The 14,934-nt window shown below is 67.3% G+C and carries 14 protein-coding genes; 9 read left to right on the top strand and 5 right to left on the bottom strand.

The window, feature by feature from the left end:
* The 7 genes from AC5P7X_RS12025 (at window position 1) to AC5P7X_RS12055 (ending at window position 5,170) form a co-directional block, all read left to right on the top strand.
* Window positions 1-462, top strand: a complete 462-nt coding sequence (locus AC5P7X_RS12025) for an NUDIX hydrolase (RefSeq protein WP_049460786.1) — start codon at window positions 1-3, stop codon at window positions 460-462.
* Window positions 459-1,601 (top strand): tRNA 2-thiouridine(34) synthase MnmA, encoded by a 1,143-nt coding sequence (gene mnmA, locus AC5P7X_RS12030; protein WP_005416474.1) that lies wholly within the window; start codon window positions 459-461, stop codon window positions 1,599-1,601. The genes AC5P7X_RS12025 and mnmA overlap by 4 nt, the downstream gene beginning before the upstream one ends.
* Window positions 1,598-2,212: a high frequency lysogenization protein HflD gene (gene hflD, locus AC5P7X_RS12035; RefSeq protein ID WP_005416473.1), complete on the top strand. Its 615-nt coding sequence runs from the start codon at window positions 1,598-1,600 to the stop codon at window positions 2,210-2,212. Before mnmA ends, hflD begins: the two co-directional genes overlap by 4 nt.
* Window positions 2,213-2,428: 216 nt before the next feature.
* Complete coding sequence (locus tag AC5P7X_RS12040) at window positions 2,429-3,619, top strand: methyl-accepting chemotaxis protein (RefSeq protein ID WP_005416472.1); 1,191 nt, start codon at window positions 2,429-2,431, stop codon at window positions 3,617-3,619.
* Window positions 3,620-3,624: 5 nt separating this feature from the next.
* Window positions 3,625-3,933 carry a hypothetical protein gene (locus AC5P7X_RS12045; RefSeq protein WP_346607195.1) on the top strand — a complete coding sequence of 103 codons (309 nt, stop codon included), beginning with the start codon at window positions 3,625-3,627 and terminating at the stop codon, window positions 3,931-3,933.
* Window positions 3,934-4,068: 135 nt separating this feature from the next.
* Entirely contained in the window at window positions 4,069-4,533 is a 465-nt protein-coding gene (locus AC5P7X_RS12050; protein ID WP_346607194.1) for a hypothetical protein, read from the top strand.
* Window positions 4,534-4,663: 130 nt separating this feature from the next.
* A complete protein-coding gene (locus AC5P7X_RS12055; protein ID WP_346607193.1) occupies window positions 4,664-5,170 on the top strand; it encodes a hypothetical protein in 507 nt (168 codons plus the stop codon).
* A 132-nt stretch (window positions 5,171-5,302) separates the two neighbouring features.
* On the opposite strand, the gene AC5P7X_RS12060 is transcribed toward AC5P7X_RS12055, so the two are convergent.
* Window positions 5,303-8,062 (bottom strand): bifunctional diguanylate cyclase/phosphodiesterase, encoded by a 2,760-nt coding sequence (locus AC5P7X_RS12060; RefSeq protein WP_049461077.1) that lies wholly within the window; start codon window positions 8,060-8,062, stop codon window positions 5,303-5,305.
* Window positions 8,063-8,192: 130 nt separating this feature from the next.
* Between AC5P7X_RS12060 and AC5P7X_RS12065 the strand changes: the two genes are divergently transcribed.
* Both AC5P7X_RS12065 and AC5P7X_RS12070 read left to right on the top strand, forming a co-directional pair.
* Window positions 8,193-10,295 carry a sensor histidine kinase gene (locus AC5P7X_RS12065; protein ID WP_032954159.1) on the top strand — a complete coding sequence of 701 codons (2,103 nt, stop codon included), beginning with the start codon at window positions 8,193-8,195 and terminating at the stop codon, window positions 10,293-10,295.
* Between the two features lie 3 nt (window positions 10,296-10,298).
* Complete coding sequence (locus AC5P7X_RS12070; RefSeq protein ID WP_005416466.1) at window positions 10,299-12,071, top strand: EAL domain-containing protein; 1,773 nt, start codon at window positions 10,299-10,301, stop codon at window positions 12,069-12,071.
* 93 nt (window positions 12,072-12,164) lie between these two features.
* Here the strand turns inward: AC5P7X_RS12070 and AC5P7X_RS12075 are convergent, their stop codons facing one another.
* The 4 genes from AC5P7X_RS12075 to flgA all read right to left on the bottom strand — a co-directional run bounded on the left by AC5P7X_RS12075 (window position 12,165) and on the right by flgA (window position 14,849).
* Window positions 12,165-13,385, bottom strand: a complete 1,221-nt coding sequence (locus AC5P7X_RS12075) for an ATP-binding protein (RefSeq protein WP_053496680.1) — start codon at window positions 13,383-13,385, stop codon at window positions 12,165-12,167.
* A gap of 91 nt (window positions 13,386-13,476) precedes the next feature.
* Window positions 13,477-13,815 carry a FlgN family protein gene (locus AC5P7X_RS12080; RefSeq protein ID WP_014037132.1) on the bottom strand — a complete coding sequence of 113 codons (339 nt, stop codon included), beginning with the start codon at window positions 13,813-13,815 and terminating at the stop codon, window positions 13,477-13,479.
* Window positions 13,812-14,117, bottom strand: a complete 306-nt coding sequence (flgM, locus tag AC5P7X_RS12085) for a flagellar biosynthesis anti-sigma factor FlgM (RefSeq protein WP_005409579.1) — start codon at window positions 14,115-14,117, stop codon at window positions 13,812-13,814. The genes AC5P7X_RS12080 and flgM overlap by 4 nt, the downstream gene beginning before the upstream one ends.
* 75 nt (window positions 14,118-14,192) lie before the next feature.
* A complete protein-coding gene (gene flgA, locus AC5P7X_RS12090; RefSeq protein WP_005416463.1) occupies window positions 14,193-14,849 on the bottom strand; it encodes a flagellar basal body P-ring formation chaperone FlgA in 657 nt (218 codons plus the stop codon).
* Window positions 14,850-14,934: the final 85 nt, after the last annotated feature.

A 14,934-nucleotide genomic window follows, 5' to 3' on the forward strand; every position in this document is an offset into this window, starting at 1 on the left:
TTGAACGCCACGCCGGACCCGCGCTGGGCACCGCACGCCACCGTCGCCACGGTAGTGGTTGACGGCGGCCGCGTGCTGCTGGTCGAAGAGACCATTGAAGGCCGCCAGGTGCTGAACCAGCCGGCCGGCCACCTCGAGCCAGGCGAAAGCCTGGCCGAGGCAGCCCTGCGCGAGACCCGGGAGGAAACCGGCTGGACCGTGCAGCTGACCCATTTCATCGGCTGCTACCAGTGGACTGCCGGCGACGGCACCGCCTTCCTGCGCTTCTGCTACGCAGCACACCCGGTCTCGCACGACCCGGCCCAACCGCTGGACACCGGCATCGACCGCGCGTTGTGGCTGACCCCGGCCGAGCTGCAGGCCGCCGGCGAGCGCCAGCGCAGCCCGCTGGTCTGGCAGGTGGTGGCGGATTACCTGGGTGGCCAGCGCCATCCGCTTTCGCTGGTCCGGGAGGTCGCATGAGCACGCCGCGCGTGATGGTGGGCGTCTCGGGTGGTGTCGACTCTTCGGTCGCCGCCTGGCGCTTGGTCCAGCAGGGCGAGGCCGTGGCCGGCCTGTTCATGCAGAACTGGGCCGACGACGGCAGCGGTGACTGCCGTGCCGAGGATGACCGCCGCGATGCGGTCGCCGTATGCGGCCTGCTCGGTATCCCGTTCCACTTCCGGGACTTTTCCAGCGAGTACTGGCAGGGCGTGTTCGAGCACTTCCTGGCCGAATACGCCGCTGGCCGCACGCCGAACCCGGACGTGCTGTGCAACCGCGAGGTGAAGTTCAAGCATTTCCTGGATGCCGCCCGCGAGCTGGGCGCCGAGCGCATCGCCACCGGCCACTATGCGCGGGTGACCCAGCGCGGCCACCAGTGGCTGCTGCTGCGCGGTGCCGACCGCTCCAAGGACCAGAGCTACTTCCTGCACCAGCTGGGCCAGGAGCAGCTGGCGGCCACCCTGTTCCCGATCGGCGACCTGGAGAAGACCGACCTGCGACGGATTGCGCGCGACGTCGGCCTGCCGACCCACGCCAAGAAGGATTCCACCGGCATCTGCTTCATCGGCGAGCGGGATTTCCGCGAATTCCTCGGCCGCTACCTGCCGGCCAGGCCCGGCCAGATCCTTGACCCGGCCGACGGCAGCGTGATCGCCGAACATCCGGGCGTGTTCTATTTCACCCTGGGCCAGCGCGAGGGCCTGAACATCGGCGGCGTACGCGGCCGCCCGGCCGCACCGTGGTACGTGGTCGGCAAGGATGTGGCCAGCAACGTGCTGTACGTCGACCAGGACCGCGACAGCCCATGGATGCTGTCCGAGCGCCTGCGATCGGAGCCGGCGCATTGGATCTCGGGCTCGCCACCCGCGCGACGCTTCGAATGCACCGCCCAGACCCGCTACCGCCAGCCCGATGAGCCGTGTACGGTCGACGTGCTGGACGATGGCAGCGTGCTGGTCACCTTCGCGCGCCCGCAGCGTGCCGTTACCCCCGGTCAATCGCTGGTGCTGTATGACGGTGATGTGTGCCTGGGTGGCGCGGTGATCGCCGCCACCGATGCGCCGCTGGAACAGCGCCTGCGCACCACCCCCTCCCCTTTTGAGGTAATCGCTGCATGAGTTTCACTGTCGACGACCGCGTCCTGGCCTTGGCCGGCATTGCCCAGGCCCTGCAGCAGGTACGCCGCATCGCCGATACCGGCCATTCCGACGCCGCCGCCGTGCGCACCGCCGTGGACAGCGTGTTCCGTGTCGATGCGTCCTCGCCGCAGGCGGTATTCGGTGACCGCCATGCACTGAAGGCCGGGCTGCGCCTGCTGCACAACTATTTCCGCAACCAGGGCCAGGATCCGATCCTGCCGAAACTGGCGCTGTCGGTGCTGCAGCTTGAGCGCCGCTTTGTTCAGGATGGCGCCACCGTGAACAAGGTTGCTTCGGGCATCGAGCGTGCCCAGCGCCAGGCCACCGAACTGGGCGACAGCGGCCACCCGGATGTGCTGGCCAGCCTGGGAAGCCTGTACGCGGACACCATCAGCCACCTCAAGCCGCGGGTGATGGTGCAGGGCAACCCGCACTACCTGGGCCAGGCCGGCGTGGTGGCCGAGATCCGTGCCCTGCTGTTGGCCGCGGTGCGCTCGGCAGTGCTGTGGCGCCAGCTGGGCGGCAGCTACTGGGACTTCCTGTTCGGCCGCAAGGCGATGATCGAGGCCGTGGACCGGCAGCTGGCGTAAGGGTGTGGGGTCAGAGCCCTTTTCCATGAAAAGGGATCCGACCCCGCCGCTGCCTACCCAAGGGTCGGATCTCTTTCCGGCACGGAAAGGGCTCTGACCCCGAAGCCGCCAAGCGCCGGAAAACCGGCGCATTCAGAATGCACTTGCAAGCACATCGACGTTAAAGAGAAAGGGGGTACGGCCGATACATCCTCCGTGCACCTCCCGAGAACGTCCATGTACTCACGCATTTTCATCCGTCTGGCCGCCCCCCTGGCTCTGACCCTGCTGCTCCCCTTCGCCATCGGTTTCGAATGGCCGGCCGCCCTGCGCTGGGCGATCCTGACCACGATGACGCTGAGCTGGCTCGGCTTTGCGTGGTGGACCACCCGCGCCCAGGCGCATCGTTCCCCGGAACATGCCCGTGTCCTGCGTGAGCAGGACCAGCTGCTGACCGAACTGCGCAACTTCGTCGGCAACGAAATCGACGGTTCGCGTGGTGAAGTGGAACGCGCCCGCGACCTGATCCGCCAGGCGGTCTCCAGCCTGGGCGGCAGCTTCGATGCGATGAACCGCAAGTCGCGCCAGCAGAGCCAGGCGCTGTCGCGCATCGTCGACCGCGCCGGCGATGAAGGCAATGCCGGCCTCGACGTTGCCCGTTTCGCCCAGCACGCCAGCCACCGCATGGAACAGCTGGTGGAAGCGCTGGAACAGGTGAGCGGCCAGAGCAGCACCACCGTGCAGCACATCGACCAGATGGCACAGCACCTGGATGGCATCTTCGCGCTGCTGGAAGACGTCAAGTCGATCGCCGACCAGACCAACCTGCTGGCGCTGAACGCCGCCATCGAAGCCGCGCGTGCCGGTGAAGCCGGACGAGGCTTCGCGGTGGTCGCCGACGAAGTGCGCAACCTGTCCGAGCGCTCGACCACCTTCAACGAGCAGATCCGCAAGCTGGCGCACAGCTCCAAGGACGCCATCGCCAAGGTGCGCGAGACGGTCTCGCACATGGCCTCGCGTGACATGGACCGCTCCCGCGAAGCACGCCAGGAAGCGGCGGCAATGCTCGACAATGTCGCGCAGATCAATGCCTCGCTCGGCGACGGCATGCGCGAAGTCTCCGAGTGCGCACGTGCGATCGATGGCAGCGTGGCCGAAGCCGTGCGCGCCCTGCAGTTCGAAGACATCGCCACCCAGGCGCTGGGCGGCGTGCACACCCACCTGGACCGCCTGACCGCGATCAACCGTGAAGCGGTGGCCCTGCAGGAACTGCTGCACCGCAATGGCGGCGTGTTCGACGAAGAGATCGCCACGGCCCTGCAGCGCACAGGCAACCGCCTGCGCGAACTGCGCAGCGAATGGGAACGCCCGCCGCACAAGCCGGTTGCCCAGCAGAGCATGGGTGCCGGCACGGTAGAGCTGTTCTGATCCTGATGTCCGCTGCCCTCGCCGGCAGCCCGCAAGGCCCCGGTTCGTCCGGGGCCTTTGCCTGTGACCCGCCGCTGGATGCATCCTGTACGCGCACCATGACCCTGATCCGCGCCCTGCCCTCCCTCACCGACACCGAGCGCCCGCGCAACGCGAGCGTGCGTGAGCAGCTGCAAAAGCTGGAAGAGGTCGCCCGCGAGGAAATCTGCGAGCTGCAGCAGCTGGCGGACGCGCGCCCGGCGCCGTCGCCGGCGGACGAGGAACTGCTGGGGCTGGCGTGGGACCTGGGGTTGGATGGCGAAGCGCTGAAGTAGATCCACGCCATGCGTGGATGGACGACGCGATACCTGCAACCTCTGCTTTGCCTGTCGCCCTTTAGGATTTGTTGTATAGGCTGAGGAAGGGGAAGAGGACATACTGCCGCCCTCCCCCGTCTCTCTGGCCTCTGAATGACGTTCAATCTGGAAGAAGCCCGCGAGGCTTTTGAGCACTTCCTGATGTTGATGGACGGCCAGATTGAATGGCTGGTCGCGCAGGCTCAAATGCATGGCATTGAACTGGATTGCAGCCTCGAAAGCCTCGACAGGCTGGAACACCTCCATGACTTGATGGCAGCCACGCTGTCTGAGGATGAGCGGGACTCTCTGAGGGTCGTGTTCGCCCGATATCTAGGGGAGACCGTCAGGCTGGCACACGGTGGGAAGTGGACCCTGCCACTTGATGACCCAAAGGACATCAGTTTCAACATGCCCGTTATCGTGGGACACTCATCCTGCCCGTGGTTGGAATTCAATCCCATCCATACGATGCGAGCCTATTCACTTCGGGCCAAGCCCGGAATGATCCGAGGCATCGTAGCGCACAGTGTTGCTCCACAGATTCTGGATCTCAGCGATCTGGTGGAAGAGGACTGACGCCAAGAGGCTGCTTGAGTCGCTGGGCGGCCCACCCGGATGGTGGCTCGGACCGCCTGCCATCCACGCATGGCGTGGATCTACTGTTCGGGCAGTGGCATGATCCACCGGTCCCGTTCATGGAAGACCGATGGCCATCGCTCTGATCGCAGTACTCCTGATCGAAACGGTCCTTCTGATGGCCTGGGTGGCCGGCTATTTCAGCTGGGGCATCACCCTGTTCAACGAGCGCATTGCGGCGTCACCGGCCATGCAGGCCCGCCTCTCGCTGGGCAGCCTGGAACGTGACCTGCCACATGACAACTGGCTGCGACTGGCCTTCCATGCGCTGCCCGATGGCAGCATGGCGTTCCGCGAGAGCTTCGCGCCGAGCTTCGGCCTGCGCTACTTCCCGGTGATGCGTGGACGCATCGTGCTCAACGCACGGCGGCACGAGGTGCGGGTGATCGGCCTGTGCAGCTGGTTCGTGGCAATGCTGTCGCTGCTGCTGTTGCCACTGGTGGCGATGCGCCCGATGGTGGCGCCGATGCTGCTGGTACTGCCGCTGTTCCTGGCCAGCTATCTGGTCCAGAAGCGCCGCTATGCCGCCATCGTCGAGGCGCTGCGCATGCAGTTGAAGGCGGATTTTCCGAGGTAGATCCACGCCATGCGTGGAGGGTCGCATGTGCAGGCATTGGTGCCGACTAAGATCCATGCCCACGAGGGTGGGGTTACGCCGAGCGCAGGCATTCGTGCCGACCAACGGTCGGCACCTACCAGCGTCGGGTGGTCAGCGCACCAGCACCGCTTCGCTGCTGGCGTCGGTGCGCATCGGTAGCGGACGCTGCTGCCGCAGCCATTGCGCCAGGTCACGCGGGCTGAGCGGGCGCGAGTACAGGTAGCCCTGGATCTCGTCGCAGCCCTGGCGGCGCAGCATGTCTTCTTCCTGGTGCGTCTCCACGCCCTCGGCCACCACCTTCATGCCCAGCGCGTGGCCCAGGTGCACGATGGCCTGGGTCACTTCGGCCGTGCCGGAGTCGTGCAGCATGCCCTGCACGAAACTGCGGTCGATCTTCAGGCGCCCCACCGGGAAGCGGTTGAGGTAGTTGAGGTTGGAAAAGCCGGTACCGAAGTCGTCCACCGCCAGCGGCACGCCGTGCCGTTCGAGCACGTCGAAGCAGTGGCGCAGGATGTCGGTGTCACGGATCAGCGCCGATTCGGTCAGCTCCAGCTCCAGCCGCTGCGGCGGCCAGCCGTGGGCATGGCAGATCTCGATCACACGTTCGGCGAAGCCACGGTCGCGCAGCTGCACCGCCGATACGTTGACCGCGATGCGGTCGAAGTGCAGTCCAGCCCGGTCCCAGGCGGTTGCCTGACGGCAGGCTTCGTTCAGTACCCAGTCGCCGATGCGTACGATCTCGCCGCATTTCTCGGCGATGGGAATGAACTCGGCCGGGCTGCAATAGCCGATGCCGGGGCGATGCCAGCGCAGCAGTGCTTCGATTGCCGGCGGCTCGCCCTGGTGGGCATGCAGCAGCGGCTGATAGGCCAGGCTGAACTCCTCGCGCTCGATCGCACCGTGCAGCGCGTGCTCAAGCTCCAGCCTGCGCTGGATGCGGGCCAGTGCGTCCTGGCTGTAATACTGGTAGGTGTTGCGTCCGGCTTCCTTGGCCGCGTACATCGCAGCGTCGGCAGCGCGCAGCAGTGAATCGAAATCGGTCTGCGCATCGCCCAGCATCGCGATGCCGACACTGGCACCGACCTTCAGCGTGGTCTCGCCACGGCGCAGCGGCTCGGCCAGCGAGGCGATCAGCTTGCGGGCGACATGTCCCGCATCCTCGGGCTCAGCCAGGTCGCGCAGTACGACGATGAACTCGTCGCCGCTGAAACGGCCAAACAGATCATTGTTGCGCAGGTTCTGGTGCAGGCGGGTGGCGGCAGCCTTCAGCAGCGCATCACCCGTGGCGTGGCCGAAGCTGTCGTTGATGGTCTTGAAGCCGTCCAGGTCGATGAACAGCATCGCCAACGAGGTGCCGCGATCACGCGCCTCCTCGATGGCCTCGGCGGTCTGTTCGCCGAGCAGCACGCGATTGGGCAGGCCGGTGAGCAGGTCGTAGTGGGCCAGCAGTTCAATGCGCTCGTTGGCCTCGCGCTCGCGGGTGATGTCACGGAACAGCACCACGAAGCGCGGCGGCAGTCCGTCACGACGATCCAGCTCGATCAGCACCTGCACCCAGACACGCAGGCCGGACTGGCGGTAGAAGCACAGGTCCAGCTGCTCGGGCAGGCCGCCGTTGGCGATGCGGGCCAGTGCCGCCTCGAACGCATCGCGCGAGTCTTCGGTATACAGCGCCATCGCCTGATCGAGGGTGATCGGCTCCTTGCGCAGGCCGTGGATGCGATAGCATTCCTCGGTCCATTGCATGCTCCGGGTCTGCACCTCGATCTCGCAGCCGCCGATGCGGCCCAGCGCGGAAACCCGGTTCAGCAGTTCGGTGCGCCAGCGAATCAACGCGTCGGTCTGGTGCTGTTCGGTGATGTTCTGCACCTGGCCGAGCAGGCGCTTGGGCTGCCCGTCCATGTCCAGCAGCGGCTGCATCCACAGCCGCAGGTGCTGCGATGGCTCATGGCCACGGGTCAGCTCCAGCTCGAGATTGGCGGCACGACCATCGCGCCACAGCCGCCGCCATGCCGCACGCAACGCGCCACGCGAGCGCGGATGCAGCTGCTTCAGCCAGCGCCGCTGGCCGGGCACGGCGCCGTGCTCCAGCGCCAGCAGCGAGCGCAGTTCCGGCGACCACCAGAAGTGCCCGCTGTTGGGGTCGAACGACCAGCTGCCCATGCTGGCGATGCGCTGGGCCTCGCTCAGGTGCAGCTGCTGTTCCTGCAGCAGCGATTCGAGCTGCTTCTGCTGCTCGATATCGGTATGCGTGCCGACCATGCGCAGCGGCTGGCCATCGGCGGTGCGCGCGACCACGCGGCCGCGATCCAGCACCCAACGCCACTGGCCATCGGCCTGGCGGAAGCGGAACTGTGCGCTGTACTGCTCGCTGCGCCCGCGCAGGTGCTCGTCGAGCGCGGCACGCACCTGGTCGATGTCCTCGCTGTGCACGCGCGACAGCAGTTCGGTGGCCGTCTCGTCGCCCAGCGCCGGCGTGCGCGCCACCCGGTCACTGGGGATGTCCCAGTCCCAAAGGCTATGACCGGCGCTGTCCAGTGCCAGTTCCCAGCGCCCACCCCCATCGACCGGCACCGGCTCGGGAATGCTCAGGGTGAACGCCAGCAGGTTGCCGGCACCGTCATGCACGGCGCGCAGGTGGCCGTCGTAGTGGCCGCGCGGGCCGCCCGGCAGCGTGCAGGGCACGATGCCGCCATCGGCGGCCATCAGGCGTAGATCTTCCAGCATTGGCGCATAGGCAGCCACGGTGGCCGGCAGGCCATGCTCGCGCGCGGCCGGATTGGCCGCCAGCGGGCGCCCGGTACGGTCGACGATGACCAGCGCCGACGCAAGCGGGTGCTGCAGCAGGCTGGCGATGATCCCTTGGTCCACGCGATCTTGCTCCGGATGACTCGCCCGTCAGCGGGGCACGCAGTGGTTAACGGCGCCTGCGGCGGATAATTGAGTGGTGACGGCACGCTGCGGGGTAAGATGACCGGCGCCCCTTTCACCCACCCCGTCCATGCCCGCAGAACCGACCGGCAACGCCCCAGTTCCCGACCCGCGGATGGCGCAGGCACTGAGCCGTGACCGGCGGCGGGTGGTGTTGAGCTACCTGGTGATGGCGCTGGCCTGGATGATCTCCACCGACAGCGTGGTGCAGGCGCTGGTGCCCGATCCGCAGCAGGCGGCCCTGTGGCAGGGCCTGAAGGGCTCGTTCTTCGCCCTGGCCAGCGCGGGCCTGCTGTACCTGCTGCTGCGCCCGCTGGCCGAGCACGTGCTGCATACCCACGCCCGCCAGCAGGCCTCGGAGCTGCGCCTGCGGCAGATGTTCGAGGGCAACCCCGGCCCGATCCTCGTCTATGACCTGGATACATTGGCGATCCTCGACGCCAACCCAGCCGCCTGCACCGCTTTCGGCTGGGAGCGCGATGAGCTGCTGGAACAGACCATCGACGCCTTGTGGCCACCCGGCCAGGGCCAGGCGCTGCAGGCCAAGCTGGAGGCGATCCGCGAGGCGCCCGACGAGCTGTGCATCCTGCGCGCGCAGCTGCAGCTGCGCGATGGCGCGCTGCGGCAGATGGAACTGCGCTCCAACGCGATCAGTTACGACGGTCACAATGCGCGCCTGCTGATCGCCATCGATCGCACTGCCGAGGACCTGGCCCAGCTGCGTCGCGACCAGGCGCTGGCACGGGTGGAAGAAGCCCACGAACTGGCCCGCATCGGCGCCTGGGAGCTGGACCCGTCCACCGGGCTGGGCCGCTATTCCAACCAGGTCTATCGCCTGCTCGGCCGCCGCCCGCCCGAAGCCCGCCGCTGGCACCGCTTCGACGAACTGCTGGTGCCGGCCGACCCGGCCACCGCCACCCAGACCGAGCAGCTGCTGGCCGAGCTGTGCTCCGGCGAGCCGGTACAGGTGGACGTGCTGCTGCCGCTGCTGTCGATGGACGGGCGCGCGCTGATGGTGCACCTGCGCGCCGCCAGTGGTCTCGATGAGGCTGGCCGCAACCGCGTGCTGGGCACGCTGCAGGACGTGACCGAACGCGAGCAGTCGCGGCGACTGCTGCGCGAGCGCGAGGAGCAGTTCCGCGAGCTGGTGCGGGTACTGCCCGACGGCGTGGTGATCCTCTCCGACGAACATGTGTTGTACGCCAACGCCTGGGCCGCCGGCCTGTTCGGCTACGGCAGCCATACCCTGCTGGGCGAGCCCTTGTCTGCGCTGGTCGCTGCCGCAGACCTGCCGCGGGTGCGCAGCCAGCTGCGTGCCGGCCAGCCGCACCTGGGACCGGGCCACAGCAGCGTGGTGGCCATGCAGCGCGGCGACGGCCGCAGCTTCCATGCCGGCCTGGCGGTGGGCGACGTGCGCTACGGTGGCCGCGACTGCAAGCTGCTGATCGTGCGCGACCTCAGTGATTCCGAGCGCATCCGCAGCGCGCTGGAAACCAGCAACCGCGAACTGCAGGCGATGGCCGGGCGGCTGTTCTCGCTGCAGGAGGACGAACGTCGTGCGATTTCGCGCGACCTGCACGATGACATCGGCCAGGCCATCACCGCGATCAAGCTGTCGGCGCACGCCGCGCTGGAAGAGGACGATCCGCAGCGGCGTGGGCAGGATCTGGCGCAGATCGTCAGCCTGGCCGACACCACCGTGGCCAAACTGCGCGACATCTCCACCCTGCTGCGCCCCCCGCAGCTGGATGCGCTGGGCCTGGAGGCAGCGCTCAGCTGGCAGGCGCGGGTTCTGTTCCGCTCCTCGCCGGTGGAGCTGCTGGCCGAGATCGAGCCGCTGCCGCATCGCCCCGACAACAGCATCGAACAGGCCTGCTTCCGCATCGCACAGGAAAGCCTGACCAATGCGCTGCGCCATGCGCGCGCCAGCCAGGTCCTGCTGCAGCTGCGCGATGTCGGCCAGCGCGGCCTGCACCTGCAGATCCGCGATGACGGCGAAGGCTTCGATCCGGACGGCCCGCGCGGCCTGGGCCTCATCGTGATGCGCGAGCGCGCACAGAGCGTCGGTGGTCACGTGCGGATTGAATCCGCGCATGGCGAAGGCACCCTGGTCGATGTCCACCTCCCCTACCAGGCGGCCAGCAGGGCTGCCGTCGATTCACCGGAATACTGAACCATGTGGAATCCCAACCTGCCCCCGGTCAGCATCGATGACGCTCCCGACCGCCTTGGCGCCGGCAACCCCGAGCTGCAGGCAATGGTTGCCGAGGCAGCCTCAGGCGGCATCGCACTGATGCTGATGCACGTGGACATCGACCATTTCGCATCGGTCAACGAAAACATGAGTGCCGAAGTGGGCGACCAGGCGCTGGTGCTGGTGGCACAGCGCCTGCAGTCTTACCTGCGCGGGCGCGGCAAGTTGTGGCGACATGGCAGCGACGAGTTCCTGATCGCGGTGCCGCGCACCGCTGATCTGCCGTTGCCGGAGGATTTCGCCGAGGAGATCCGCCAACAGATGGAGCTGCCGCTGTCGGTGCTGCCGTACACGTTGTTCATGACCGGCAAGCTGGGCGTGAGCCTGTGCCCGGAACATGCCAGCAGCACCTCGCGCCTGCTCGACCATGCCGAGGATGCGCTGTACCAGGCCGCCCGCGAAGGCGGCAATGCCGTGCGCATCCATGCGGTGGACACCCCGCCAAGCGCGCACAGCGAGAGCATCATCGCGCGCCAGATCGTCGATGCCATTCCCAATGGCGAGCTGAAGCTGCGCTACCAGCCACTGGTAAGCGCGCGCGACGGCCACGTGGTGGGCATGGAAGCGCTGCTGCGTTGGCAGTCGCCGACCCTGGGCATGCTGGTGCCGGAGCGCTTCATGCGCACCGCCGAACGCCTGGGGATCATCGTGCAGATCGGCACCTGGGTGCTGGAAGGCGCCTTGAAGCAGGCGCGGCTGTGGCGCGACCAGGGCTTCGATGACTTCACCATCGCAGTGAACGTGTCCACCCTGCAGCTGCTGCGGCCGAACTTCTTCGCCGAAGTGATGTCACTGCTGCAGGCGGCGGGCGTACCGGCGCACATGCTGACGCTGGAGATCAACGAGAGTGCGCTGACCAACAACGTCAATTTCGTCCACGAAACGCTGGCCAACCTGCGCAACGAAGGCATCAGCCTGAGCCTGGACAACTTCGGTACCGGCGACTCCAGCCTCAGCGCGCTGGTACGCTACCCGGTGGACAAGCTGAAGATCGACCGCAGTTTCATCAAGAGCGCGCCGGCCGGCAATCGTGAAGCGGCCATCGCCCGCGCGATCATCGCCATGGGCCACCAGCTGGGCATGACCGTGATTGCCAACGGCGTGGAATCGCAGGCGCAGCTGGGCTTCCTGCGCCGCAACGACTGCGACGTGTTCCAGGGCTACCTGTTCGGCGAACCGATGTCGGCCGATGCCGCCGGCATGACCCTGCGCCGCCGCTACCTGCGCCCGGAAGCCTTCGCCGAGACGCGCCCGGACCGGACGCTGCTGCTGCTGGATGACGAGGAGAACGTGCTGCGCTCGCTGGTGCGCCTGTTCCGCCGCGACGGCTACCGCATCCTGGCCGCCGGCAACGTGCGCGATGCGTTCGACCTGCTGGCGATCAACGACGTGCAGGTGATCCTGTCCGACCAGCGCATGAGCGACATGAGCGGCACCGAGTTCCTGGGCCGGGTGAAGATGCTGTACCCGGATACGATCCGCCTGGTGTTGTCGGGCTATACCGATCTGAACACGGTGACCGATGCGATCAACCGCGGCGCGATCTATCGCTTCCTGACCAAACCGTGGAACGACGACGAGCTGCGCAAGCACATCCACCAGGCGTTCCGCACGTACGAGGAACAGCGCCGCAGCAATGCCGGCCCGGCGCCGGTGGAGAGCGGAGATGGCGGCGAGGATCGCCCATTGCGGTAACCCTCCCCTCTGGTAGAGCCGGCCGCTGGCCGGCTGCTCTGGATATCGGGTTCAATGAGGTTGCCGGCCAGCGGCCGGCATTGCCAGAAGCGGTCAGCGCGGCTGCTTGACCGGCAGCACCACACGGAAGCGCGAGCCCACGCCGGGCGTGCTGTCCAGGTCGATGCGGCCGTGGTGCTTGTTGATGATGCTGTAGGAGATCGACAGGCCCAGGCCGGTGCCACTGCCAACCGGCTTGGTGGTGAAGAACGGATCGAAGATGCGCTGGCGCAGTTCCGGCGAGATGCCACCGCCGGTATCTTCGAACTCGACCCAAACGTGATCGCCATCAACGCCGGTACGCACCGTGATCGTGCCGCGCTCGGCGATGGCATGGCCGGCGTTGAGCAACAGGTTCATGTAGACCTGGTTCAACTCCGATGGCAGGCACTCCACCAGGGGCAACTGGCCGAACTCGCGCACCAGGGTGACCTTGTACTTGAGTTCGTTCCAGATGATGTTGATGGTCGATTCCAGGCCCGCGTGCAGGTCGACCAGCTTCCACGACTCGTCGCGGCCGGAATACGAGAAATCCTTCAGGTCGCGCACGATGCGGGTGACCCGCTCGATGCCTTCGCGCGATTCCGCCATCAGCTGCGGCAGGTCGCGGCTGATGAAATCGATATCCAGACGGTCACGGATATCATCGATTTCCGGAATCAGCGCTTTCGGGTCCGGCGCGCGCAGGGCGCGCTCGTAGGCTTCGATCACGGTGAACAGGCTGCGCAGGTATTCCTGCAGGCTGCCCAGGTTGGAGTGCACGTAACCGATCGGGTTGTTGATCTCGTGCGCGACGCCGGCGGCCAGCTGGCCGATCGACGCCATCTTCTCCGACTGCAGCAGCTTTTCCTGGGTGCCATTGAGGCGCAGGTAGGCCTGGCGCAGTTCGGCATGGCGCTGCTGCAGCTCGCGTTCGTAGTCTTCCTGCCCTTCGATGTGGCGGAACAGGGCGAGGAAATGCCCCTGGCCGACCGGACCATGGTGGTACAGATGGGCGATGACCACGCCCTCGCCCAGCGGCAGGCTGCCATTCCAGTGACCATGCTGGCGAGCCTGTTCCAGCGCATCGGGCGGCAGCAGTTCGCGCAGGCGCTGCGGCGGCGGCAACCCGCCGTCCTCGCCACTGGCCAGCAGGTTCTGTGCGGCCGGATTGGCCAGGGCCACCCGCCCGTCATCGGTGAACAGCAGCAGGCCTTCGCGCAGGCGCTCAAGCAGGGCCTGCAGCACCGGCTGCGGCGGAAGGGGGGCGGTAACCAGGGCGTTGGCAGCGGACACGGCGACTCGGGACGTTCGAACAGGCGCCCAATATACGCGGTCATGCAGCGGGCTTCAGCCCGCCGGGAGGGGTTATGCGACCGCCGTCGCCTCAGGCGACGGCGAGGGGCCGGCCGATGCTGACCGTGTGCGACTGGCCCTTGGCATCGTAGGCCGAGGCGTCTTCGGTGCGGCCGAGCTGGCGCAGCGCCCAGTTCACCTCGCGGCGGCGGCGCGACAGCAGCACGCCGTTGGCCCGGTTGCGCTCGGCCAGTTCCTGCAGCTGTTCGCCCTCGCCCACCGGTGGCGCGCCTTCCAGCGCACGCAACGCTTCCAGCTTGGCGCCGGTAGCCCGGATCAGGGCGTGCACGTCGTGCTCGACCAGGGCCTGGCGTTCAACGTCCAGGGCCTGGGCGAGACGCTGCAGCGGCTCGCTCATCGCCGCAGTCATCCGTGCAGCTGCTGGTCCAGATCGAGCATGCGCGATGCGATCGCGTCCGGATTGATCTTGTAGGTGCCGTTCTGCAGCGACTCGCGCACGGCGGCCACGCGCTGGGCGTCGATCGCCGGGGCGGTGGTCAGCTCGCGCTCGATGGCCTGCAGATTGGTGGCCTCGCCGGTCAGGCGCAGGCTGTCGGCCGCCTCGACCGGGCGCGCCGCCGCATCGGTGCTGACACCGGGCTTGTTGGCCGGGGTCGTCACGCTGCGCAGTGCCTGGGGGACCTGCAGGTTGCCGTCGATTTTCTGGCTCATGGGGTGTCCTGGAGTTGCCGTTCACAAGGGATAACGGCCGCAGGGCCGTGATCTTTAGGGATATTTTGCGGTAATTCAACGCGCCACGATTACGTCACCTGCGGCGTCGACCGTGCCTTGCACGATCCGCCGCGAGGACAGGTTCTCGACCGAGACCCGTTCGTTCTCACCGGCATCACCCATCGCACGGCCGGCAATGCGGACCTCGACCGAGCCGCGACGCGACACCAGGGCCACATTGTCTCCTCGCTTGATGAGACGCTGCACCACCAGATCGTTGTTCGACAGCAGGGCTCCGGCCTGCAACGGACGGCGGGCGACGCGGCCGATCGCTGCATTGGGATCGGACAGCACCGCGCCGGCAATCCGGGCAGCGTCACGCTGGGCAGTGGTGATATCGGCGGCAGTGAGGGTTTCTCCAGTACCGATTCCGCGGTTGAGCACCAGTACGGTCTGGTTGCGCCGCACCTTTACCGGCACGAACAGGCGCCAGCCGCCCGCATCCGGACAGCTGACTTCCACCGTGGTGTTGGCGGTGGGCTGCACCTGTAACGCCCCCCCGCACTTCGGCAGGCGCAGCGCATCGGCCACCTGGGCCTCGCCCTCGCTGCCCGCCGGCAGCGTCGACAAGGCCGCCGCGCGGATGCTTGCCACCGGCTGCCAGTCGGCGGCAGCCGCCCACGGCGAGGCCACGGCCAGCGCGATGGCGAATAGAGATGTGACCCGGCACATGGCGCCTCCTTCAATCGGCAAGAGCTGGCCCAGGTGCGTGCAAGGGGTGTGCCAGAGGGGCAGAGCTGCCTCGGTCGAACATGGC

It is taken from the genome of Stenotrophomonas sp. YJH_SMC_53, assembly GCF_059369995.1.